16 protein-coding genes are annotated in these 21,029 nt (G+C 59.4%); 9 read left to right on the top strand and 7 right to left on the bottom strand.

Annotated elements, in window-relative coordinates; genetic code table 11:
* A partial coding sequence (locus tag ACODSJ_RS23715) for an RHS repeat domain-containing protein (RefSeq protein ID WP_489104058.1) occupies positions 1–2,150 on the top strand: 2,150 nt, incomplete at its 5' end.
* A gap of 6 nt (positions 2,151–2,156) precedes the next feature.
* Positions 2,157–3,791 carry a fibronectin type III domain-containing protein gene (locus ACODSJ_RS23720; protein ID WP_489104059.1) on the top strand — a complete coding sequence of 545 codons (1,635 nt, stop codon included), beginning with the start codon at positions 2,157–2,159 and terminating at the stop codon, positions 3,789–3,791.
* Positions 3,792–3,922: 131 nt separating this feature from the next.
* On the opposite strand, the gene ACODSJ_RS23725 is transcribed toward ACODSJ_RS23720, so the two are convergent.
* Positions 3,923–4,198: a helix-turn-helix transcriptional regulator gene (locus ACODSJ_RS23725; protein ID WP_489104060.1), complete on the bottom strand. Its 276-nt coding sequence runs from the start codon at positions 4,196–4,198 to the stop codon at positions 3,923–3,925.
* A 340-nt stretch (positions 4,199–4,538) separates the two neighbouring features.
* Between ACODSJ_RS23725 and ACODSJ_RS23730 the strand changes: the two genes are divergently transcribed.
* The 3 genes from ACODSJ_RS23730 (at position 4,539) to ACODSJ_RS23740 (ending at position 6,939) form a co-directional block, all read left to right on the top strand.
* Complete coding sequence (locus ACODSJ_RS23730) at positions 4,539–4,943, top strand: MarR family winged helix-turn-helix transcriptional regulator (protein WP_489104061.1); 405 nt, start codon at positions 4,539–4,541, stop codon at positions 4,941–4,943.
* A gap of 63 nt (positions 4,944–5,006) precedes the next feature.
* Entirely contained in the window at positions 5,007–6,206 is a 1,200-nt protein-coding gene (locus ACODSJ_RS23735; protein ID WP_489104072.1) for an MFS transporter, read from the top strand.
* Positions 6,207–6,387: 181 nt separating this feature from the next.
* A complete protein-coding gene (locus ACODSJ_RS23740) occupies positions 6,388–6,939 on the top strand; it encodes a glutathione peroxidase (RefSeq protein ID WP_489104062.1) in 552 nt (183 codons plus the stop codon).
* 89 nt (positions 6,940–7,028) lie between these two features.
* On the opposite strand, the gene ACODSJ_RS23745 is transcribed toward ACODSJ_RS23740, so the two are convergent.
* The 3 genes from ACODSJ_RS23745 to ACODSJ_RS23755 form a co-directional block, all read right to left on the bottom strand.
* Positions 7,029–8,303, bottom strand: a complete 1,275-nt coding sequence (locus tag ACODSJ_RS23745) for an OmpP1/FadL family transporter (protein WP_489104063.1) — start codon at positions 8,301–8,303, stop codon at positions 7,029–7,031.
* A gap of 144 nt (positions 8,304–8,447) precedes the next feature.
* The gene (locus ACODSJ_RS23750; RefSeq protein ID WP_489104064.1) at positions 8,448–8,930 is read right to left on the bottom strand and encodes a hypothetical protein; all 483 of its coding nucleotides are present in this window, start codon (positions 8,928–8,930) and stop codon (positions 8,448–8,450) included.
* A 277-nt stretch (positions 8,931–9,207) separates the two neighbouring features.
* Positions 9,208–9,432 (bottom strand): hypothetical protein, encoded by a 225-nt coding sequence (locus tag ACODSJ_RS23755; protein WP_489104065.1) that lies wholly within the window; start codon positions 9,430–9,432, stop codon positions 9,208–9,210.
* A 947-nt stretch (positions 9,433–10,379) separates the two neighbouring features.
* Between ACODSJ_RS23755 and ACODSJ_RS23760 the strand changes: the two genes are divergently transcribed.
* Together ACODSJ_RS23760 and ACODSJ_RS23765 are read left to right on the top strand one after the other, a co-directional pair.
* Positions 10,380–10,703, top strand: coding sequence for a sel1 repeat family protein (locus tag ACODSJ_RS23760; RefSeq protein WP_489104066.1), 324 nt, complete (start codon positions 10,380–10,382; stop codon positions 10,701–10,703).
* Positions 10,704–10,904: 201 nt separating this feature from the next.
* Complete coding sequence (locus ACODSJ_RS23765; protein ID WP_489104073.1) at positions 10,905–12,290, top strand: DNA recombination protein RmuC; 1,386 nt, start codon at positions 10,905–10,907, stop codon at positions 12,288–12,290.
* Positions 12,291–12,431: 141 nt separating this feature from the next.
* On the opposite strand, the gene ACODSJ_RS23770 is transcribed toward ACODSJ_RS23765, so the two are convergent.
* Complete coding sequence (locus ACODSJ_RS23770) at positions 12,432–15,902, bottom strand: hybrid sensor histidine kinase/response regulator (RefSeq protein ID WP_489104067.1); 3,471 nt, start codon at positions 15,900–15,902, stop codon at positions 12,432–12,434.
* A 357-nt stretch (positions 15,903–16,259) separates the two neighbouring features.
* Here ACODSJ_RS23770 and ACODSJ_RS23775 point away from each other — a divergent pair, with 357 nt between their 5' ends.
* A complete protein-coding gene (locus ACODSJ_RS23775; protein WP_489104068.1) occupies positions 16,260–17,408 on the top strand; it encodes a TDT family transporter in 1,149 nt (382 codons plus the stop codon).
* Positions 17,409–17,488: 80 nt separating this feature from the next.
* Positions 17,489–19,363: an MFS transporter gene (locus tag ACODSJ_RS23780; RefSeq protein ID WP_489104069.1), complete on the top strand. Its 1,875-nt coding sequence runs from the start codon at positions 17,489–17,491 to the stop codon at positions 19,361–19,363.
* A 171-nt stretch (positions 19,364–19,534) separates the two neighbouring features.
* Here ACODSJ_RS23780 and sugE read toward each other — a convergent pair whose 3' ends face one another.
* Complete coding sequence (gene sugE, locus ACODSJ_RS23785; protein WP_489104070.1) at positions 19,535–19,849, bottom strand: quaternary ammonium compound efflux SMR transporter SugE; 315 nt, start codon at positions 19,847–19,849, stop codon at positions 19,535–19,537.
* A gap of 123 nt (positions 19,850–19,972) precedes the next feature.
* The gene (locus ACODSJ_RS23790; protein ID WP_489104071.1) at positions 19,973–20,938 is read right to left on the bottom strand and encodes a bile acid:sodium symporter family protein; all 966 of its coding nucleotides are present in this window, start codon (positions 20,936–20,938) and stop codon (positions 19,973–19,975) included.
* Positions 20,939–21,029: the final 91 nt, after the last annotated feature.

The raw sequence follows: 21,029 nt of genomic DNA on the forward strand, positions 1-21,029 counted from the left end.
AATGCGAAACCCTGTTGCAGGTTGAAGGCAATGACGAAACAACCTTGCAACAGACTTTACGCAGCTACCACGAATTACCAGGCAATGTGTTTTTGCACAGCCGCCTGGCCAGCCAGGAAACCACCCTCAACGGCACCACCAGCAGGATCGTGTACGAATACGACAAGCTGCCGAGCGTACTGGCTGGGGAAACCGTTTTGGAGACCACCGAAACCTTCATCGGCTACGATGACAAGCCCGGTTTCGAAGTCCGCAAAACGACGGTCAGTGAAGACTCCCTGCTTCACGGTCAGCCGCTGCTGACGCGCGACGACAATGAAGTGAGAATTCGCTACACATACGACGCACTGACTCGCGTAGTGACTGAAACTGTCGCCCCGGACGAGCCGGATTTCGAGGCCACACGCCATTATTCGTACCTCTTGACTGCGCTGGATGGACAGCGGGCCGAGCAATTAGTGACCGACGTCAAGGGCGTGAAGACTCTAACGCGTGTCGATGGACTCAATCGCCCTGTGTATGAAGAACGTCAGGACGCCGACAATCCTTTGCGTGCTGAAGAGTACCGTCAGACTTACTTGGCAAGTTATGACGCGTTAGGAAACTTGATTGAGGAAACTCAATACGACTGGCGGGACGCGCAACAGGTGGCCTTGACCTCCAGCTATGAATACGACGGATGGGGGATGCAGCGCAGCGTCACCGGGCCGGACGGTATCAAGGTCTACGAAGAAACGAACCCGATGGGTTCAGAACAATGGAAAGGGCCTATACAGACCGGCTGGCGGGAAGGAACGGGTATTGAGGCGAAGGTCAGCGGTAAAACATTGACCTACCTGAATTTGCTGGAGAAGCCTGACCATGTTGAACGCTTCGAAACTGACGGAACATTGATCAGTCGGCATCGATACGGCTATGACGGGCTCGGGAGGACGATCAGCGAAACCGATGCACGCGATGCAACTACCGAATACACCTACGATGCCTTTGACCGTATGGTCACTACCGTCCTTCCCGGTGGTGCTACGGTTCGACGTAGCTATACACCGCACAGTTCGGAAGACCTGCCGACAGAAATAAGTGTTGACGGTATTGAATTGGGCCAACAGGTGTTCGATGGATTGGGACGCATGGTCGAGTCGATTACGGGAGGGCGTAAGCAATGTTTCACCTACAACCCTGGGCAAACTCAGCCGGCGACCTTGACTACTGCCAGCAATCAGTTGATCACCTATATGTACCAACCTCAGTTAGGTGAAGAACCTAGCCAACGACGTTTACCCGGTGATATTACTGCTGAATATGTGCGTGACCGTAAAAACGCTCGACTTCTCAGTTGCAAGGAAGGGGGGCTGGAACTCTCGCGTGAGTATTTCACGACCGGCGAAATGAAAAGCGAGACGCGAGTACAAGAAGGAAATAACTATGAAATGCACTATAAGCACAGTCGGCTAGGTCTTTTATTGAGCTATGCCGATGTGCTTGAACAAACTCAGACATATATCTACGACAAGGCGAACCGTCTGGAGCGAACCCGCTTGGAGCGATCTGGTCCAGATATGCTGTCCTCGGATTTTACGTATGATGGCCTCGGGCAACTCAGCTCCATCAATACTCAGGACAGCGCCAGTGGGCAGCGCGTGACCATTGGCCTGCTTTACGACGGAATGGGTCGTGAAATACAGCGTGACTTTGATCTTGACGGTATCGAACAGCAACTGACTCAAGTCTATAACGCAGTTGATGCACTGACCGAGCGAACCCTGTACCAAGGGGAAACGTTGTTGCGCAAGGAATCTTACGAATACGATCCGCGCGGGCGGCTGGTGCTCTACACCTGTGAGGGCAGCGAACCGCCAGTGGATCCTTACGGTAAGACCATTATCAGTCAGTTATTCAGATTCGATGTGATAGATAACCTGACTCGTGTGAGTACCACATCTCCTGAAGGCACTAACGTTGCCCTCTATACCTATGATGTAACGGACCACACACAACTGCGTAAAGTGACCAATATGGGCGTCGCCGGATACCCAGCCGAAATATTGCTCGAATATGACGCTGACGGTCATATGACCCAGGACGAAGAGGGGCGCTTTTTGGACTACGATGCCTTGGGCCGCTTGACCCAGGTCAGTTCGGTCGGGTGAAAAGCCATGAGTCGTTCGTCTCCTATGGGTAGTCCCGTCCGAATGTGCGCTCCAGGTCATGTGAGACATACACAGAAGACGCTATCCAGTGTCATGCTGAGTTGGGAGGAACCCTATTCCGCATGCCCGTTATGCCCGGATGCCATTGGTTATGAAGTAGTGGTGGAAGGGTTCCCTGCAAAAACAGTGGCAAGGCCGCCTTGTGAAATAACAGGTCTGGTGCCGGATGCTCCCTACGTGGTTTCTATCAAGGCAATTGCAGCCGGGAACAAGGTATCGGAGCCCAGTATTCACGTCTTGAGCGTAAGGTGTATGCCTCCCAGCCAGCCGGGATTTTTGGAGGTGAGCAATGTGTCGTTTTGGTCGGCGAACCTTAAATGGGCTGCGTCAAGCAGCAATGCCGGAAGCCCTCGCTACAGGGTTTACCTCAATGGTTTCATAGTGGGGCAAGTCGATCGGCCTTCGTTCAACCTTGAGCATTTGCGAAGCGGTGCCAAATACCGGGTTACTGTTGTGGCGGTTAATACAGTAGGTTCATCCGAGCCTGTCGAGGAGGCTTTCAGAACACTATTGAAACCGCCGTCAAATTTAAAGCTGAAGCACCATGCCGGACTGTGCCGGCTTTCGTGGGATCCCATGTTCGGTATCTGGCCGGCTCATGAGGTTACGATAAATGGAAGGCGCTTTTCAGCGGGGCCCCTAGGCTTAAGTTTCAGGCTTGCTGAGCTATCCCCGGGGCCGCCTCCGCACTCCTTCAGATTCGAGGTCTATGCCAAATTTGACGAGCAGCTGTCGGAGGTCACTATTTTTGAAACAGTGCTGTATGACGTTGAGCCTCCTACACGACCTGGGCAGCCTGTTGCGACTAACATCGCTGATCATTCAGTGGATCTGCAATGGCCACCGTCAAGCGATAATGTGGGGGTGACGGGCTATAGAGTCTTCGTGAATGGTATTCCTTATGTTCTCCGGAGTACGAATGCTAGCCAAAAAATCTTGGGTTTAATCAGCGGCGCCTATTATTGGGTTTTTGTATGCGCTCTGGACGCCGATGGGAATCTTTCAGTGCCAGGCCCTGTAACGGTGTTCAAAACCACAGGCGAGACGCCAACACTCGCGCCCCTTGCGCCAACTGATGTACGCATAACTCCCCTGACTTCTACTTCGGCTCTATTACAGTGGACACTGGGAGAGGGGGAGGTCGTGACGGGTACGAGGATCAACATCAATGGGACTTATAGGAATATTGCTTTTCTTGAAGAGTACAAGTTAAATAATCTGATTCCTGATATTGAATATTCCATAAGCTTGCAAACGTTCAACTATTACGGGCAGTTATCCGAGCCAATAGCTCTTGCCCATGTTCCCATAGACACGACCCCGCCCAATGTTCCGGGCAATTTGCGTAAAACTGCCTCGGAGGGCAATTCAGTGACGTTGGCTTGGGAAGAGTCCGCTGATGATGTTGATATGTTTGGTTACGTCATCTATAACAACTTTGAGTATTTTGATACGACTCCACTTACCCATTACACCGCTGTCGATCTGCTTCCAGGTTCATACATATTTGATGTCTGTGCGTTGGATATTTCGGGGAACGCTTCCGAGCCCGCTTCAATCGTTATCGAAGTCCATAGCTGATCCAGACTAACAAGTGGGCAGTCGTCTCAGGATGGCGCGTTCATATGCTCTGGGGTGCTGAGAAGAAGATGTCGGGGCCCCTGCAAGGTCCGGCTCCAGCCTGGACGTTGCAGAGGATGCCATCGGAGCGCTCAGATCAAACCCTTCTCACGCGCAATCTTCCCCGCCAGATGACGCGAACTGACGCCGAATTTGCGGCGGATGTTGTTGAAGTGATAATTGACGTTGGCTTCGCTGCAATCGACGATCATCGCGATCTCCCAAGAAGACTTGCCAGCTTCGCTCCACTGCAAGAATTCCTTTTCCCGGTTGGTCAGTCGGACGGCTGGAGGCTGTTTGTTCTCAGTGGTGTGGAGGCGTGTCTGGTAGGGCGACGGATGTCCAGGAACAACGGTGGCGTGGTACATGAAAAATCTCCCATTCATCATCATTGATGGCGTGGGGGCGGCGAAGTTTTCCTACTGCTTGATGGCATGGTTCGCACGGCCCGTCTTCGAACCCTGGCGCGGGGGTTGGAGGCACGGGGTCGTTATATCTCGATTCAAGGCCACTGAAACCTGTCAGACATGACAGGTGCTGGACGCTGAGTGATGGGTGGTGATGAAGGTCCTTCAGGCCGAACTTATTGATATTTTTGGAGTTCTTCAGGAATTGTTGATTCATGGTGGTAAGGGAATTCCTCACCACAGGTTTTGTGTTGCTTCATTTAAATTTGCATTCTCTTAATCACGGGTATATACACGCACCATGCTTCCTTCCCAATGTTTGTGCATCAACCTGCGTCGTGCCGCCCGTGGCGTCAGCAGGTATTACGACGGCGCCCTCGACGGCTTCGGGATCAACGTTGCCCAGTATTCTTTGCTGAGCAACCTGGCGCGCCTGGACCAGCCGAGTATTTCCTCCCTGGCCGAGGCCATGGGCCTGGACCGCAGCACCTTGGGGCGTAACCTGCGGGTGCTGGAAGGCGAGGGGTTGGTGGCGTTGGCCGAAGGCGATGACTTGCGCAACCGCATCGTCGTGCTCACCGAAAGCGGACGTGCCCGGCTGGCGGCGGCGTTGCCGGCCTGGGAAGCGGCGCAACAACGATTGATCGATAAGCTGGGCGCCGAAAAGCGTGCAGCGTTGCTGGCCTTGCTGGATGAATTGGCCTGAAACCGGTTCATTCGATGATAAGCGGGTATATACCCGCGAGCGGAGAATAAGAAAATGACATCGATGTGGCGTACCTGTGGTTGGGTCCTGGTGGGGAGTGCGCTGATCCTGGCGTTGTCGCTGGGTGTAAGGCATGGCTTCGGGTTGTTCCTGGCGCCCATGAGCGCCGAATTCGGCTGGGGCCGTGGGGTGTTCGCCTTTGCCATCGCCTTGCAGAACCTGGTCTGGGGGCTGGCGCAGCCGTTTACCGGTGCGCTGGCCGACCGCTTCGGTGCGGCGAAAGTGGTGCTGATCGGCGGTGTGCTCTACGCCGTTGGCCTGGTGTTGATGGGGCTGTCGAATTCTGCCTGGTCGCTGTCGTTGAGCGCGGGTTTGCTGATCGGGATCGGCCTGTCCGGCACCTCGTTCTCGGTGATTCTCGGTGTGGTCGGGCGCGCCGTGCCGCCGGAGAAACGCAGCATGGGCATGGGCATCGCCAGTGCCGCCGGCTCTTTCGGCCAGTTCGCCATGTTGCCGGGCACGCTGGGTCTGATCGGCTGGCTCGGTTGGTCGGCCGCGTTGTTGGCGCTGGGGCTGCTGGTGGCGTTGATCGTGCCGCTGGTGAGCATGCTCAAGGACACGCCACTGCCCACGACCGGCCATGAGCAGACCCTGGTCGAGGCATTGCGCGAGGCGTGCAGTCATTCCGGGTTCTGGCTGCTGGCGACAGGCTTTTTCGTCTGCGGTTTCCAAGTGGTGTTCATCGGCGTGCATCTGCCGGCCTATCTGGTGGACCAGCATTTGCCAGCCAGCGTCGGCACCACGGTGCTGGCCCTCGTCGGGTTGTTCAATATCTTCGGAACCTACACCTCCGGCTGGCTGGGCGGGCGCATGTCCAAGCCACGCCTGTTGACGGCGTTGTACCTGTTGCGCGCGGTGGTGATCGGCCTGTTCCTGTGGCTGCCGGTGACCACCACCACCGCCTACTTGTTCGGCATGGCGATGGGCTTGCTGTGGCTGTCGACGGTGCCGCTGACCAACGGCACGGTCGCGACCCTGTTCGGTGTACGAAATCTGTCGATGTTGGGTGGGATCGTGTTCCTGTTCCACCAATTGGGCTCGTTCCTCGGTGGCTGGCTGGGCGGGGTGGTGTATGACCGCACCGGCAGCTACGACTTGATCTGGCAAGTGTCGATCCTGCTCAGCCTGTTGGCGGCGGCGTTGAACTGGCCGGTGCGCGAACGTCCGGTGGCGCGCCTGCAAGTCCAGGCGGGTGTGGCGTGAGTCGCATCGGCCCATGGCTGATCGTCGTCGGCGCTGGCCTGCTGCTGGCTTTGGCCTGGTGGGGGTGGCGGCAAGGTGGGTTGGCGTTGATGCAGTTGGGGATGGGGAATTGTTGAACAATGGACGGCATCGGACGCTGCGAGTAACGTCATGGTCTGCCGTGCTTTCAAGGACAACCGACATGTCGATGCGCTGGTTTGCAGTTCCCGCTCTATTGCTGGCTGTGGTTGGACAAGTCTGGGCCGCTGATTGCCCACCGTTGCTGGAGGGGACGTTGCCCAAGCTGCGGGCCAAGGAAACCATCGATCTATGCCAGCGCTTCGCCGGTAAGCCGCTGATTGTCGTCAATACGGCCAGCTTCTGTGGATTCGCCCCGCAATTCAAAGGCCTCGAGGCGCTCTATCAGCGCTATAAGGATCAAGGACTGCAGGTGTTGGGAGTGCCGTCCAATGACTTCAAGCAGGAATCCAAGGACGGTGCTGAAACGGCCAAGGTTTGCTACGTCAATTACGGCGTGACCTTCACAATGACTGAGCCGCAACCGGTGCGCGGCGATGATGCCATCCCGTTGTTCCGGCACCTGGCCGAACAAACTGGCGCGCCTAAATGGAATTTCTACAAGTACGTAGTGGACCGCCAGGGCAAAGTCATTGGCAGTTTCTCCAGCCGGATCAAACCCGACGATCCCGAACTCATCAAGGCCGTGGAAGCGGCCATTGCCTCCAAACCCTGATCGCCGGGCATGAAAAAGCCCCGCTTCTTTGCAGAGAGCGGGGCTTTTTTTGCTTCAGGTGGCGAGCAATTCAGCTGCGCCGTGAAACATCAGAAGCGATAGGTCGCGCCAACACCGAAGCCGTTTGCGCTGTTTTCATACTCAGCGTTGTAGGTCTGGCCCAGGGCGTTGCGGCGGTTGATGTTGACTTTCTCTTCCTTGAGGTAGGAGTAGGCCACGTCGATGGTCAGGTCTTCGGTTGGGCTCCAGCCGGCACCCAGGCTGAAGATGGTCCGGTCGCCGGTCGGGATGCGTGGCGAACGGTCGGTGTTGTTGGTTGGCGACTGGTCGAAGGTCAGGCCGGTCCGCAGCACCCACTCTTTGTTCAACTGGTAAGAGGTACCGATGGCGTAGGCCCAGGTGTCGTGCCAGTTCTGTTCTTCGGTGATGGTGCCGAAAAGGGTAGGGTTCAGGGCGCCACCGCCGGTGATGTCATTGTTCACGGTGATGTCTTTCAGGCGGCTCCAGCGCGTCCAGGTGCTACCGGCATAGACGGTCCAGGCATCGTTGATCTGCTGGGTAACCGAGAGATCCGCCGATTCAGGTGTGGTGATGTCCAGCGAGGCGTCGTAGCGTGCACCTCTAAGGGCCAGGGGATTAGTGCCTGCACCCGGAGTCACTTCAGTATGGCCTTCAAGCTTGTACTTGACCTTGGAGTGGTAGGTCAGGCCAACACGGGTGGTGTCGGTCGCCTGGACCAGCAGGCCGATGTTGTAGCCGTAGCCAACGTCGTCGCCCTTGATCTGCACGTCGCCATCGTTGGGGGAAAGCGGTGTTTTCAGCGCCGATTCCAAGGAGCCGGAGATCCGGTTGATCGTCGGGCCAAAACCAATCGACACCTTGTCATTGAAGGCATAGCTGACGGTTGGCTGGAAAGTGATGACTTTGACAACGCTCTTGCTGCCGAAGTTACGGCCCTGGAAGCTGTTTTCGTAGTCGGTGATCAGGCCGAACGGTGCATAGACCCCCAGGCCGAATGCCCATTGATCATCGATAGGCTTGACGTAATAACCCATCGGAACGGCAGTGAACGGCACCATATCGCCGTCGTTGGTGCCGGAGCGGTTACCGCTGGCGTCGCTGATGTCTGAGGATGCATCGATGGCCGCCAGGCCACCGGTCACTTGCTGGCGCTTGAGGCGCGACATGCCGGCAGGGTTGCCAAATACAGTGCTTGCGTCGTCGGCAGCAGAGGAGCGGCCCGCAAAACCAGTCCCCATTCCGCTGATGCTTTGTTCGTTCAAGGCAAAGCCACTGGCGAAAAGTTGGGTGGATGCCAAGGTCACGGCAAGTCCAAGGGTGGTTTTGAGCATGATTTTTTTCATTGTTAGAACTCCTGATGTTCACCGAGGCGAAAATTACCAACATTTTTGCTCGAGCGCTATAGCGTAGATGGCCTGATTTAGAGGGGTTTTGTAGGACAATCCGACCAAATTCACGACCAATGTAGGAAGTTTCCAAATTTCCTGTCAGCAAGCGACTTGATTCAGCGATGAAACACAGTTGCGCCAGGCGCAGGTGAAATCCCGCAGGCGCCCTTGGGGGTGAAATGTCTGACGCCAGATGCGGGCCATGCCCAGCAGGTCATCGGCTTCGGGGAGCGGGGTGTTCTGTTCCTCCACCAGTAGCCAGGCAATGGCCGTGGCGTAGCGCAGGTTGACGGTCAGTTCCAGGTTCGGGCCGCTTAGAAAGGCATGCTGGCTGGCCAGGCCGCGCACCAGGCTGGCTCGCTCAGGGTCCAGGGCCAGGTAGTGATCCCAAAGTGCCCGGTGGCGAGGTTCGGTAATGCGGTACAAGCCATGTCCGCGTCGATCATGCAGGGCGGAGCCCAGGCCAGACTGGCTGGCGGCGACCCCCAGCAACAAGGATTCCGCCGTGGCGCTGTGGCGCTCCAGGTAAAGAAGCGTCGGGCGGATCACATATCGACACAGTTCGCTGGCGGCGATACCCATAAAACCCTCGAAGTGTGAAATGAGCGGGGCCTGAAAGGTGTGGGCTTGGCAGCGGTGAGTCGGTTCAGGCCCCGCCGGAAGCGGATCATGCCGCTTGAGTTGAAGTGTAGTGTCATATTTGCGCTGTAAAGGGCTGTTTTTAAAACATCTTCTGCGAACGGTTATAACTGTTATATCCCTTGGCACTTAAGCCGTTGCGCTTGTATGGCGAAATAACAGGCAATAAAAAGCCCCGCTTTTTGGGCGGGGCCTTTGGTTTTTCAGCCTTTCTGGCGTCTCAGGCAACCAGTGCCTGGCGGGTACGCTCGATCACGGCCTGCAGCGGTTCTGCGCTGGAGTACTGTTCGGGGTACAGACGTTCGCTGTGACGAGCGATGCCGTGTTCGTTGACCAGTGTGAAGCTGAAGCAGCCTTTGCGAGCCGCCATGATCAGGCAGTCCATGGGGGCAAATGCGTTGGTTAGGGTGCGGATGGCATCCTGTGTCTGGATTTGAGTAGACATATCTGGTGTTCCTGCAAATGACACGGTTAAGAACCGTGCAGCGTTAAAACGTTCCAGTAACGTCGACCACCGTTGGTCGAGCGAAGAACCCGGCTGGAACAAAGCAGCCAGTTCGAGCGCTATAAAATGTGCGCGCTTGGGCTGGCAGGTAGGTACTTAGGAGGGCAGGCGACACATCAAGGGCAAAGGTTCTGGGCCCAGGGTGAAGATCCTGATCAATTTTGCAGGTTGGTTCGGTCAGAGTACGTGCTCGGCAACACCCTTTGCGTTTGATCAAAGGTCATGTCGACGTGAGGGATACCTGGAAACCATCGAGGGGATCGGTCTCTTTTATCGGTGAGGCTTCCCTTTTGGGAGGGCTGACCGCAGAGGTGTGTTCGACCCGGAATTGACTTTCAGCTTGGTACTAACGGCGCGGATGGTAACGGATCGAATCCGCGGTGGGAAGAGGGTTGGTTAAAAAAGATCCAATCACTGATCGCTCGCCCTCGGTGGGACGCCCGGGTGTGGGATCCAACGGCGTGGCCTGTGTCCATGGTGTTGGGCCAGGCCTGTGAGCTGCAGGGTTATCCCCAGCTTTTACCGCCCGATGTAGCAAAAAAGCGCAGCGTTATAACCCGTTCGGGTGTTACTTGTGCACACTGGCGCAAGCACCTGTCACTGTACTGTCATGTCGAAACAATCCGGGGTGGGTGCCTGTATCCAAAATTTAAGTCAATGAAAAACATCGCTTTTTTTTACTGGTGAAAAAATCGTCAGTTTGAACGCAGGCCCCGTTCCACAGGGCTTCCGGCGCATTAAGGGGGGGTTGTCCACTGAGTTATCCACAGCTTCTGTGGATTGTCCCAAGCGCTTGCTCTAGCACGGGCGTGCCGGTTTTTTTCGGCTTTACCCGTAGGAAAAAAGGAGTAGAGTGGCGCGCCCTCTGATCTGCCCCACAGTGTTCTATGAAGTTTCGCTCCGTATCAAACCCTGTTACTTGCGCACCCTCCACTGTTACCGCACCCAAGCGTATCTCGATGCGGTTGGCGGAGTGGTTGCTCGACAGTCCGCGCCTGAGCGAGAACGCCAGCGTCAAGCACCTGGCCGGCCGTCTGCTCAAGCAACCGGCCCGGCAAGGCGTGGTGGCGGCGCAAAGTCGTCTGGGGCAGTTGATGTGCCGTGAGTGCGGAAATGCCCGGGACCGGCGCATCGGCCACGACCTGCTGCGCCAGGCGGCCCGTGCCGGTGACTTGCGAGCCCGTCAGGCCCTGGGCCAGATCGACGACTGAAAATCGACGACTGAAGAACAGGCCAGGCTGGGCAACCCCCAGTGGCTTGGTTAACCTTCGGGCTTTATCTCTTCGGCAGGAATTGTCATGGCTATGGATTTGACCAGCCTGTTGTTCGGCTTGGCGGGTGCTGCGTTGCCGTTATTAGCGTTGGCCTGGCACCTGCAACGCCAGGCCAGCGTCGCCAAGACGCAATGGGCGCTGCTGGAAGAACGCCTGGCCACCGCCCATATGGCCCACGACGGCCTCAATGCCCAGCTCGACGCCTGCCGTGACGAGATCAGCGACCTGAGCCAGGCCAACGCGGCCAAGCAGGCCGAGCTCGCGGCGGCCTGCCGTGAGGTCGATTTGCTGCAGATCGAGCGTGACAACGCCCGTGACGCGGCCCACGCCTGGAACCTCGAACGGGCCAACAAGGATGCGGAGTTGCGGCGACTCGACGCCCAGGCGGCATCGTTGCAGGCTCAGTTGCGCGAGCAGCAGGAGGGCCATGAGCAACGCCTGCATGACCTGCAGAGTTCGCGGGATGAGCTGCGGGCACAGTTCGCCGAGCTTGCAGGAAAAATCTTCGACGAGCGTGAGCAACGTTTCGCCGAAACCAGCCAGCAGCGCCTGGGCCAGTTGCTCGATCCGCTGAAAGAGCGCATCCAGTCGTTCGAAAAACGCGTCGAAGAAAGTTATCAGGCCGAGGCGCGGGAGCGTTTCTCCCTGGGCAAGGAACTGGAGCGTCTGCAACAGTTGAACCTGCGCTTGAGCGATGAGGCCACCCACCTCACCCGTGCGCTTAAGGGCCAGAAAACCCAAGGTAACTGGGGTGAGCTGGTGCTTGAGCGCGTGCTGGAACATGCCGGTCTGGAGAAAGGCCGCGAGTACCAGACCCAGGTCAGCCTCAAGGGTCCGGACGGCGAGCGTTTCCAGCCGGACGTGCTGATTTACCTGCCCGGCGACAAGCAGGTGGTGGTCGATTCCAAGGTCAGTCTCACAGCTTATCAACAGTACGTGGCGGCCGAAGATGACGCCATTGCACAAGCGGCCCTGAGGCAGCATGTGGCGTCGCTGCGCGCCCACGTCAAAGGCCTGGCCGGCAAGGATTACAAGCGCCTGGAAGGGCTGCACAGCCTGGATTTCGTGTTGTTGTTCGTGCCCATCGAAGCGGCGTTTTCCGCCACCCTGCAAGCCGAGCCGAACCTGTTCCAGGAAGCCTTCGACCGCAACATCGTCATTGTCAGCCCGACCACGCTGCTGGCGACGTTGCGGGTGATCGACAGCCTGTGGAAACAAGAACGCCAGAGCCAGAACGCCCGGGAGATCGCCGAGCGGGCCGGGTGGCTGTACGACAAGTTCGTGCTGTTTATCCAGGACCTGGACGAAATCGGCAGTCGCTTGCAGCAGCTGGACAAGGCCTACGCCGCAGCGCGCAACAAGCTGACAGAAGGGCGCGGCAACCTGATCAGCCGCAGCGAACAACTCAAGCTGCTCGGCGCCCGTGCCAGCAAGAGCTTGCCGACGGAACTGCTCGAACGGGCGATGAGCGATGCGGATGGGTTGCCGGAGTTGCCGGAAGAGGCCGCCCCCTCCCAGGGTTGATGCAAGCCTCTGAGCTGAAACAAAGCTTCGTGGCGAAGCATTTTGTGGGAGCAAAGCTTGCTCGCGATGGCCTCCTTGAGATCGCCATCGCGGGCAAGCCTTGCTCCCACAAACCCACCCACCACCGGGAAACAGTGCGCATTACAACGGCAAATGCCGACTCAACAACGCCCGCAGCGCCGCCGGTTTCACCGGCTTGGCCAGGTAATCCAGGCCCGCCGCGTGCACTTGCGCCACGGTCTCTGGCCGGCCGTCGGCGCTGATCACCACGCCCGGCACCGGTTCGCCCATGCGCGTGCGCAGCCAGGCCATCAACTCGGTGCCGGTCTCTCCGTCGTCCAGGTGAAAGTCCACCAGGGCCAGTTGTGGGCGACCGCCCTGGGTGAGCCAGCGCTCGCATTCTTCACGGTTGCGCGCGGTCCATACCTGACAACCCCAGCGGGTCAGCAGGCTGTTCATGCCAATGAGAATGCTGTCCTCGTTGTCGACGCACAGCACCTGCGCGCCACTTGGCAGATGGCCGTTGGGTTCGGCGACGGCGCTGGGCGCGACGGTTTGGGTCTGGGCCAAGGGCACGCTGACGCTGAACACACTGCCGCGCCCAGGCCAGGAGCGTACGCGCAAGGTATGGCCTAGCACACGGCAGAGCCCGTCGGCGATGGCCAGGCCCAGGCCCAGGCCTTTTTCGGCGCGGGTCTGATGGCTGTCCAGGCGCTTGAATTCTTCGAAAATGACCTGCTGTTTATCTTCGGCAATGCCCGGCCCGCGATCCCAGACTTCCAGGCACAGCTCGCCGCCGCGACGGCGTACACCCAGGAGCACCGGGCCCTTGGCGTAGCGGAATGCGTTGGTGAGGAAGTTCTGCAAGACCCGCCGCAGCAACTTGATGTCGCTGTCGACCCGCAGGCGCGAGCCGCGCACCCGGAACTTCAAGCCTTGTTCCTGGGCCAGTACGGTGAATTCGGCACCGAGGATGGCGAACAGTTCGTTGAGCGCGAAAGGCTTGCGGTCGGGGTTGATCTTGCCGTTTTCCAGGCGAGAAATATCCAGCAGGTCGGTGATCAGGTCTTCGGCCGAGCGCAGGGAACTGTCCAGGTGCTGCACCAGTTGCCGGGCTTCGCTGGGCAACTGCTCGTTCTGGTGGGACAGCGCGGCGGAGAACAGGCGTGCGGCGTTGAGCGGTTGCATCAAGTCGTGGCTGACGGCGGCCAGGAAGCGGGTCTTGGATTGATATGCCGCCTCGGCGGTGCTTTTCGCGTCGGTCAGCGCCAGGTTCAGTTGGGACAGTTCCCGGGTCCGTTCGGCGACCCGCTGCTCCAGGCCTTCGTTGGCTTCGGTCAGGGCCTGCTCCGCTTCGCGGAACGCGGTGATGTCGGTGAAACTCATGACGAAGCCGCCACCGGGCATCGGGTTGCCGATCAACTCGATCACCCGGCCGTTGGGGAACAGCCGTTCGGAGGTGTGGGCGCGACCCTGGCGCATCCAGTGCAAGCGGCGGGCGACATGGACCTCTGCTTCGCCTGGGCCACAGAGACCGCGTTCGGCGTTGTAGCGAATGATGTCGGCAATCGGCCGGCCGACGCTGATCAGGCCATCGGGGTACTTGAACAGCTCCAGGTAGCGGCGGTTCCAGGCCACCAGCCTGAGGGACTGATCGACCACGCTGATGCCTTGGGTGATGTTCTCGATGGCGCCTTGCAGCAAGGCACGGTTGAACTGCAGCACTTCAGACGCTTCGTCGGCGATCCGGACGACGTCCTCCAGCTGCATTTCCCGGCCTTCGATGGCGGCTTTCACCACCGCTCGCGTCGACGAGGCCCCGAGGACACCGGCCAACAACCGTTCAGTGTGGGCGATCCATTCGCTGTCAGCATTCTGGCTCGGGTTGAAGCCTTTGCCCTGGCGGTAGGCGAAGCGAATGAAACTCTGCCGTGCCCGTTCTTCACCGACGAAGCGGGCGGCCAGTTGCAACAGGTCTTCGATGTGCACCGCGAGCATCGAGCGGGCGTTGGGGCGCGCGCTGATTTCCTGGCCGATGAAGCGTCCGGCCTGCCAGTGTTCCGACACGCGGGTGCGCGACAGCACCGAAACCCAGGCAAACAGGGTGAAGTTACCGGCCAGGGAGAGTACGACCCCTTGCGTCAGCGGGGTAATGGGCAGGTTCAACGGGTTACCGTGCAACCAGCCCAGGCCGGGGAAGCTGCTCAGCGACCAGCCCAGGCTGTGGGCCGCGATCGGCAGCACCAGGGTGTAGAACCACAGGAAGATGCCGGTGGCGAGGCCCGCGAACACGCCGCGTCGGTTGGCCTGCTTCCAGTACAGCGCGCCGAGCATCGCCGGGGCCAGTTGGGTGACAGCGGCGAAGGCGATCTGGCCGATGGTCGCCAGGCTCGCCGTCGAACCCAGCAATCGGTAGCTGACGTAGGCCAGCAACAGGATCGCCACGATGCTCACCCGCCGCACCGAGAGCATCCATTGGCGGAACACTTCGAAAGGCCGTTCGGCGTTGTTGCGGCGCAGCAGCCAGGGCAGCAGCATGTCGTTGGAGACCATGGTGGACAACGCCACGCTGGCCACGATTACCATGCCGGTGGCCGCCGAGGCGCCACCAATGAAGGCCAGCACTGCCAGGGCCGGATGGGCCTGGGCCAGGGGCAGGCTGATGACGAACGAGTCCGGTAACACGGAGCTGGGCAGCATCATCTGCCCGGCGAGGGCGATGGGCACCACGAACAGCGCAGCCAGGGCCAGGTAGGTGGGGAAAACCCACTTGGCCAGGCGCAGGTCCTGGGGTTCGATGTTTTCCACCACGGTCACGTGGAATTGGCGCGGCAGGCAGATGATCGCCATCATCGCCACGCCGGTCTGCACCACCATCGATGGCCAGTTGACGGTTTCTTTCCAGTATTGCTCCAGGCGCGGGGCGAGCATCGCCTGGTCGAACAGGTCGTCGAAGCCGTCGTAGAGGCCGAACGTCACGAACGCGCCCACGGCCAGGAAGGCGAACAGCTTGACCAGCGATTCGAAGGCAATCGCCAGCACCATGCCTCGGTGGTGTTCGGTGGCGTCGAGGTTGCGGGTGCCGAACACGATGGTGAACAGCGCCAGGATCAGCGAGACGATCAGTGCGGTGTCCTGGGCGCGGGTACCCATGGCGTCGGCACCGGCACCGATCAGCAGGTTGACCCCCAGCACGATGCCCTTGAGCTGCAGGGCGATGTACGGCAGCACGCCTACCAGGCAGATCAACGCCACCACCACCGCCAGAGATTGGGACTTGCCGTAGCGGGCGGCGATGAAGTCGGCGATGGAGGTGATGTTCTCCTGTTTGCTGATCATCACCATTTTTTGCAGGACCCACGGGGCCAGCACCAGCAACAGGATCGGCCCCAGGTAGATCGGCAGGAATGACCAGAGCTGTTCGGCGGCCTGGCCCACCGCACCGAAGAATGTCCAGCTGGTGCAATACACCGCCAGCGAAAGGCTGTAGACCCATGCGCGCACCCGCGGCGGCAGCGGTGTGCTGCGCCGGTCGCCGTAGAAGGCGATGGCAAACATGATGGCCATGTAGGCCAGGGCGACGAGGGCGATCAGCCCGCTGGATAACGACATGCAAACTCCCGGATGAAGACGCCGGGCCTTGAGCCCGGCAAGACAGTCTCGCACGCCGGCTCGGGTTCGTCAGTGCCGACCAAGGTCGAGGCGTGGTGGGGTGTCGCAGGTAGGGGCAATACCCAGGTTATCGGGTGTTCTTTCGGGCCTCTTCGCGGCACATTCAACCTCGATGTCAGCCGACCCACCGCTATCACGAGCAAGCTCAGTTCCCACAACAATCAGATATACAGGCGCCATGGGCAGCGTCTGACCATTATCTGCAAAATAGATAACACATAGAGAAATTACCCGTTATATAGATATTCGATCCGGCTCTAGCATGTCGGCACCCTCATCCGAGGACAGGAGTTCGCCATGACACGCTGTGCTGCAAAAAAACGCTATCGCCCACTGAGGCATTTGCCCGGGCCGATGGAAGTCATTCGGCAATTCACGCCGAACTGGTTCGCCGTCGTCATGGGCACGGGTGTGCTGGCGCTGGCCTTGGCGCAATGGCCTGGGAGTGTGCCGGGCCTGCGGGTCGTGGGCGAAGGCTTGTGGCTGTTCAACGCTCTGTTGTTCGTGGTATTCGCCGGTCTGTACACGGCCCGTTGGCTGTTGTTCTTCGACGAGGCGCGACGGATTTTCGGGCATTCGACGGTTTCGATGTTCTTCGGCACCATTCCCATGGGGCTGGCGACCCTCATCAACGGTTTGCTGGTTTTCGGCTTGCCGCGTTGGGGCGAGGGTGTGCTGCCCCTGGCTGAAGTGTTGTGGTGGACCGACGTGGCGATGTCCCTGGCCTGCGGCGTGTTGATCCCCTTCCTGATGTTCACCCGCCAGGAGCATCGCATCGACCAGATGACCGCCGTATGGCTGCTACCGGTCGTGGCGGCTGAGGTCGCCGCCGCCAGTGGCGGGCTGCTGGCACCGCACCTGCCCGACGTGCATGGGCAACTGGTCATGCTGGTCACCAGCTACGTGCTTTGGGCCTTTTCCCTGCCGGTGGCGTTCAGCATCCTGACCATCCTGCTGTTGCGCATGGCCCTGCACAAACTGCCCCACGAAAACATGGCGGCGTCGAGCTGGCTGGCCCTCGGCCCGATCGGCACGGGCGCCTTGGGCATGTTACTGCTGGGGAACGATGCACCCCTGATTTTTGCCGCCAACGGCTTGCGCGACGCCGGCAACATCGCCACCGGGCTTGGGCTGGTGGCCGGTATCACGTTATGGGGGCTGGGGCTCTGGTGGATATTGATGGCGCTGCTCATCACGGCCCGCTATCTGCGCGCGGGCATTCCATTCAACCTCGGTTGGTGGGGCTTTACCTTTCCCTTGGGTGTCTATGCATTGACGACGCTGAAGCTGGCGGACTTGCTGAACCTGGGTTTTTTCAGCGTGTTCGGTTGTGTGCTGGTGGTGATGCTGGCGCTGATGTGGCTGATCGTCGGTCGGCGTACTGTCCTGGGGGCCTGGCACGGTGAGTTGTTTGTGTCTCCGTGCATTGCGGGGCTGGCGAAATAATCGCTAAACACAGGTAATGTGTGGCCTGGATCGAAAAGCGTCATTCCAATAAGCGTCCAGGCCACACAGGAACACGGAAGATGAGTCACCCCTCGCAGTTCACTTTGCTTCGCAGGCGGCGTTTTCTGCCTTTTTTCATCACGCAATCGCTCGGCGCATTCAACGACAACGTTTTCAAGCAGTCATTGATCCTGGCCATCCTCTACAAATTGGCGATCGAGGGGGATCGTTCGATCTGGGTCAACCTCTGCGCGTTGCTGTTCATCCTGCCGTTCTTCCTGTTTTCGGCGCTGGCGGGGCAGTTCGGGGAAAAATTCGCCAAGGACGCGTTGATTCGCCTGATCAAGCTCGGCGAAATCGCCATCATGGCCGTCGGGGCGGTGGGTTTTCTGTTCGATCACCTGTCATTGATGCTGGTGGCGCTGTTCGCCATGGGCACGCACTCGGCGCTGTTCGGCCCGGTGAAGTACTCGATCCTGCCGCAAGCCTTGCACGAAGATGAATTGGTCGGCGGCAACGGCCTGGTGGAGATGGGCACCTTCCTGGCGATCCTGGCCGGGACCATCGGCGCCGGGATCATGATGTCCTCGGCGCATTACGCCCCCATCGTATCGTCAGCCATCGTCGGTATTGCCGTGCTCGGTTACCTGGCCAGCCGCAGCATTCCGCGGGCGGCGGCCGCTTCGCCGCAGATGCGTCTGAACTGGAACATCTTCAGCCAATCCTGGGCCACCCTGAAACTGGGGTTGGGGCAAACCCCGGCGGTGTCCCGCTCCATTGTCGGCAACTCCTGGTTCTGGTTTGTCGGGGCCATCTACCTGACGCAGATTCCGGCCTATGCCAAGGAATGGATGCACGGCGACGAAACCGTGGTGACCCTGATCCTGACGGTGTTTTCGGTGGGGATCGCCGTGGGCTCGATGCTCTGCGAGCGCCTGTCCGGGCGCAAGGTCGAGATCGGCCTGGTGCCGTTCGGCTCGTTCGGGCTGACGGTCTTCGGCCTGTTGCTGTGGTGGCATTCCGGGGCCATTCCCGACAGTGCCGAAGGGCACAGCTGGCTTGAAATACTCGGTTTTGGCCACGCCTGGCTGGTATTGCTCGACATCCTCGGCCTGGGTGTCTTCGGCGGTTTCTACATCGTGCCACTGTATGCGTTGATCCAGTCGCGTACCGCTGAAAACGAACGGGCGCGGGTGATTGCGGCCAACAACATCCTCAATGCCTTGTTCATGGTGGTCTCGGCCATCGTCTCCATCGTGCTGCTGAGCCTGGCCAAGCTGTCGATCCCGCAGTTGTTCCTGGTGGTGTCGCTGTTCAACATCGGCGTCAACACCTACATCTTCAAGATCGTCCCCGAGTTCACCATGCGTTTCATGATCTGGCTGCTGAGCCATTCCATGTACCGCGTGGAGCATCGCAACCTGGAGGCGATTCCCGATGAAGGCGCGGCGCTGTTGGTCTGCAATCACGTGTCGTTTGTCGATGCCTTGCTGATAGGCGGTGCGGTGCGTCGGCCGATTCGCTTCGTGATGTACTACAAGATCTACAACCTGCCGGTCTTGAACTTCATCTTCCGCACGGCCGGGACCATCCCGATTGCCGGACGCCAGGAAGACATTCATATCTACGAAAAGGCCTTCAGCCGAATTGCCGAATACCTGAAGGACGGTGAGCTGGTGTGCATCTTCCCCGAAGGAAAACTGACGGCTGACGGTGAGATCAATGAGTTCAAGAGTGGCCTGACCCGGATCCTCCAGGAAACGCCCGTGCCGGTGATTCCGTTGGCGTTGCAGGGCTTGTGGGGCAGTTTCTTCAGCCGCGACCCGGCCAAGGGGCTGTTTCGCCGGTTCTGGTCACGGGTGACGCTGGTGGCGGCGCCGGCAGTGGCGGTCGAGGCGGCGCAGCCTTCGAGATTGCAGGCGTTGGTGGGGGAGTTGCGCGGGACTGTCCGCTAGCACAGTGACAGTGGGAACAGGATCTGTGAGGGCAAGATCTGTGGGAGCAAGGCTTGCTCGCGATGAGGACTTTGAGATCGCTATCGCGGGCAAGCCTTGCTCCCACAGGTGTTGTACTCCCAGAGCATTGCTCTTACAGGTACTGTTTCTGGAGGTCTTGTCTGATGGGGCTCAGGCGCTGACCTTGAGCCCGATCAACCCGGCAACGATCAACGCCACGCTCGCCAGGCGAACCAGCGCCATAGACTCGCCAAACAGAATGATCCCGGCGATCACCGTGCCCACGGCACCGACCCCGGTCCAGATCGCATAGGCCGTGCCCAGCGGCAGTTCCTTCATGGCAAGGCCGAGCAGGCCAAGGCTGATCGCCATGGCGGCAATCGTCAACGCAGTGGGAAGAGGGCGGCTGAAGCCGTCGGTGTACTTCAGGCCGACCGCCCAGCCGACTTCGGCCAGGCCGGCAAAAAACAGAATGATCCAGGACATCACGCACCTCCATCGATGGATGGGGTCGTCCCCGGCTTGGACTCGACCTCAATCGAGTGGCGGGGTCGTCCCCGCGCTTGTCGATAGAGTGCCCAGCATCGTGCCCTAGATCAAGTTCGCTGTTCAGTCGGCGGCTTGGCGGGCGAGCAGTTCACGGTCCTGTTTTTCGCTCATGCGCCGGAAATACGTGGAGAGCAACGCCCCGGAAATGTTGTGCCAGACGCTGAACAACGCGCTGGGCACCGCGGCCAGCGGCGAAAAGTGTGCGCTCGCCAGTGCGGCGCCGAGGCCAGAGTTCTGCATGCCCACTTCCAGCGCCAGTGATTTGCGCTGGGCCAACGGCAGCTTGAACAGGTGCCCGGTGAAGTAACCCAGCACAAAACCGAAGCTGTTGTGCAGCATCACCACGGCCATGATCAGCAGGCCCGATTCGGCAATTTTCGCCTGGCTGGCCGCGACCACGGCGGTGACGATGATGACGATGCTCACCACCGATACCAGCGGCAGCACCTCCACCGCATGACGCACCTTGTTGCCAAGCAGCCGCTGCGCCACCACGCCCAGCACGATCGGCAACAGCACCACTTGCAGGATCGACCAGAACAACTCCATGAACGAGACCGGCAGCCAGGCCGAGGCGAGCAACCAGATCAGCGCGGGGGTCAACAGCGGCGCGAGCAGGGTGGTGACAGCGGCAATCGCCACCGACAGCGCCAGGTCACCGCGAGCCAGCCAGGTCATGACGTTGGATGACGTGCCGCTGGGGCAGCAACCCACCAGGATCACGCCGACAGCGATTTCCGGTGGCAGGTGGAAAACCTGGCAGAGCAACCACGCCACGCCGGGCATGATCACGAAGTGAGCGACCACGCCCAGGGCCACACGCCAGGGATGGCGAGCGACTTCGGCGAAGTCTTCGAGCTTGAGGGTCAGGCCCATGCCGAACATCACCACCCCCAGCAGCGGCACGATGGCGCCCTTGAGGCCGATGAACCAGGCCGGCTGCAAGAACGCCACGACGGCGAAAATCAGTACCCAGTAAGCGAAGGTATTGCCGACGAAGCGGCTCAATGCAGCCAGTGCGCGCATGATCTGATCCTTTATTTGTAGGAACGCTGAATACTACTGTGGGAGCGAGCCTGCTCGCGATAGCGGAAGATCAGTCAACATTTCTGTGGCT

The organism is Pseudomonas sp. FG6 (assembly GCF_057809015.1).

What these genes read in the sequence shown, in the direction of transcription:
- ACODSJ_RS23720 (WP_489104059.1), top strand. Translation starts at nt 2,157, where the DNA reads ATGAGTCGTTCGTCTCCTATGGGTAGTCCCGTCCGAATGTGCGCTCCA.
- ACODSJ_RS23725 (WP_489104060.1), bottom strand. Translation starts at nt 4,198, where the DNA reads ATGTACCACGCCACCGTTGTTCCTGGACATCCGTCGCCCTACCAGACA.
- ACODSJ_RS23730 (WP_489104061.1), top strand. Translation starts at nt 4,539, where the DNA reads ATGCTTCCTTCCCAATGTTTGTGCATCAACCTGCGTCGTGCCGCCCGT.
- ACODSJ_RS23735 (WP_489104072.1), top strand. Translation starts at nt 5,007, where the DNA reads ATGTGGCGTACCTGTGGTTGGGTCCTGGTGGGGAGTGCGCTGATCCTG.
- ACODSJ_RS23740 (WP_489104062.1), top strand. Translation starts at nt 6,388, where the DNA reads ATGTCGATGCGCTGGTTTGCAGTTCCCGCTCTATTGCTGGCTGTGGTT.
- ACODSJ_RS23745 (WP_489104063.1), bottom strand. Translation starts at nt 8,303, where the DNA reads ATGAAAAAAATCATGCTCAAAACCACCCTTGGACTTGCCGTGACCTTG.
- ACODSJ_RS23750 (WP_489104064.1), bottom strand. Translation starts at nt 8,930, where the DNA reads ATGGGTATCGCCGCCAGCGAACTGTGTCGATATGTGATCCGCCCGACG.
- ACODSJ_RS23755 (WP_489104065.1), bottom strand. Translation starts at nt 9,432, where the DNA reads ATGTCTACTCAAATCCAGACACAGGATGCCATCCGCACCCTAACCAAC.
- ACODSJ_RS23760 (WP_489104066.1), top strand. Translation starts at nt 10,380, where the DNA reads ATGAAGTTTCGCTCCGTATCAAACCCTGTTACTTGCGCACCCTCCACT.
- ACODSJ_RS23770 (WP_489104067.1), bottom strand. Translation starts at nt 15,902, where the DNA reads ATGTCGTTATCCAGCGGGCTGATCGCCCTCGTCGCCCTGGCCTACATG.
- ACODSJ_RS23775 (WP_489104068.1), top strand. Translation starts at nt 16,260, where the DNA reads ATGACACGCTGTGCTGCAAAAAAACGCTATCGCCCACTGAGGCATTTG.
- ACODSJ_RS23780 (WP_489104069.1), top strand. Translation starts at nt 17,489, where the DNA reads ATGAGTCACCCCTCGCAGTTCACTTTGCTTCGCAGGCGGCGTTTTCTG.
- sugE (WP_489104070.1), bottom strand. Translation starts at nt 19,849, where the DNA reads ATGTCCTGGATCATTCTGTTTTTTGCCGGCCTGGCCGAAGTCGGCTGG.
- ACODSJ_RS23790 (WP_489104071.1), bottom strand. Translation starts at nt 20,938, where the DNA reads ATGCGCGCACTGGCTGCATTGAGCCGCTTCGTCGGCAATACCTTCGCT.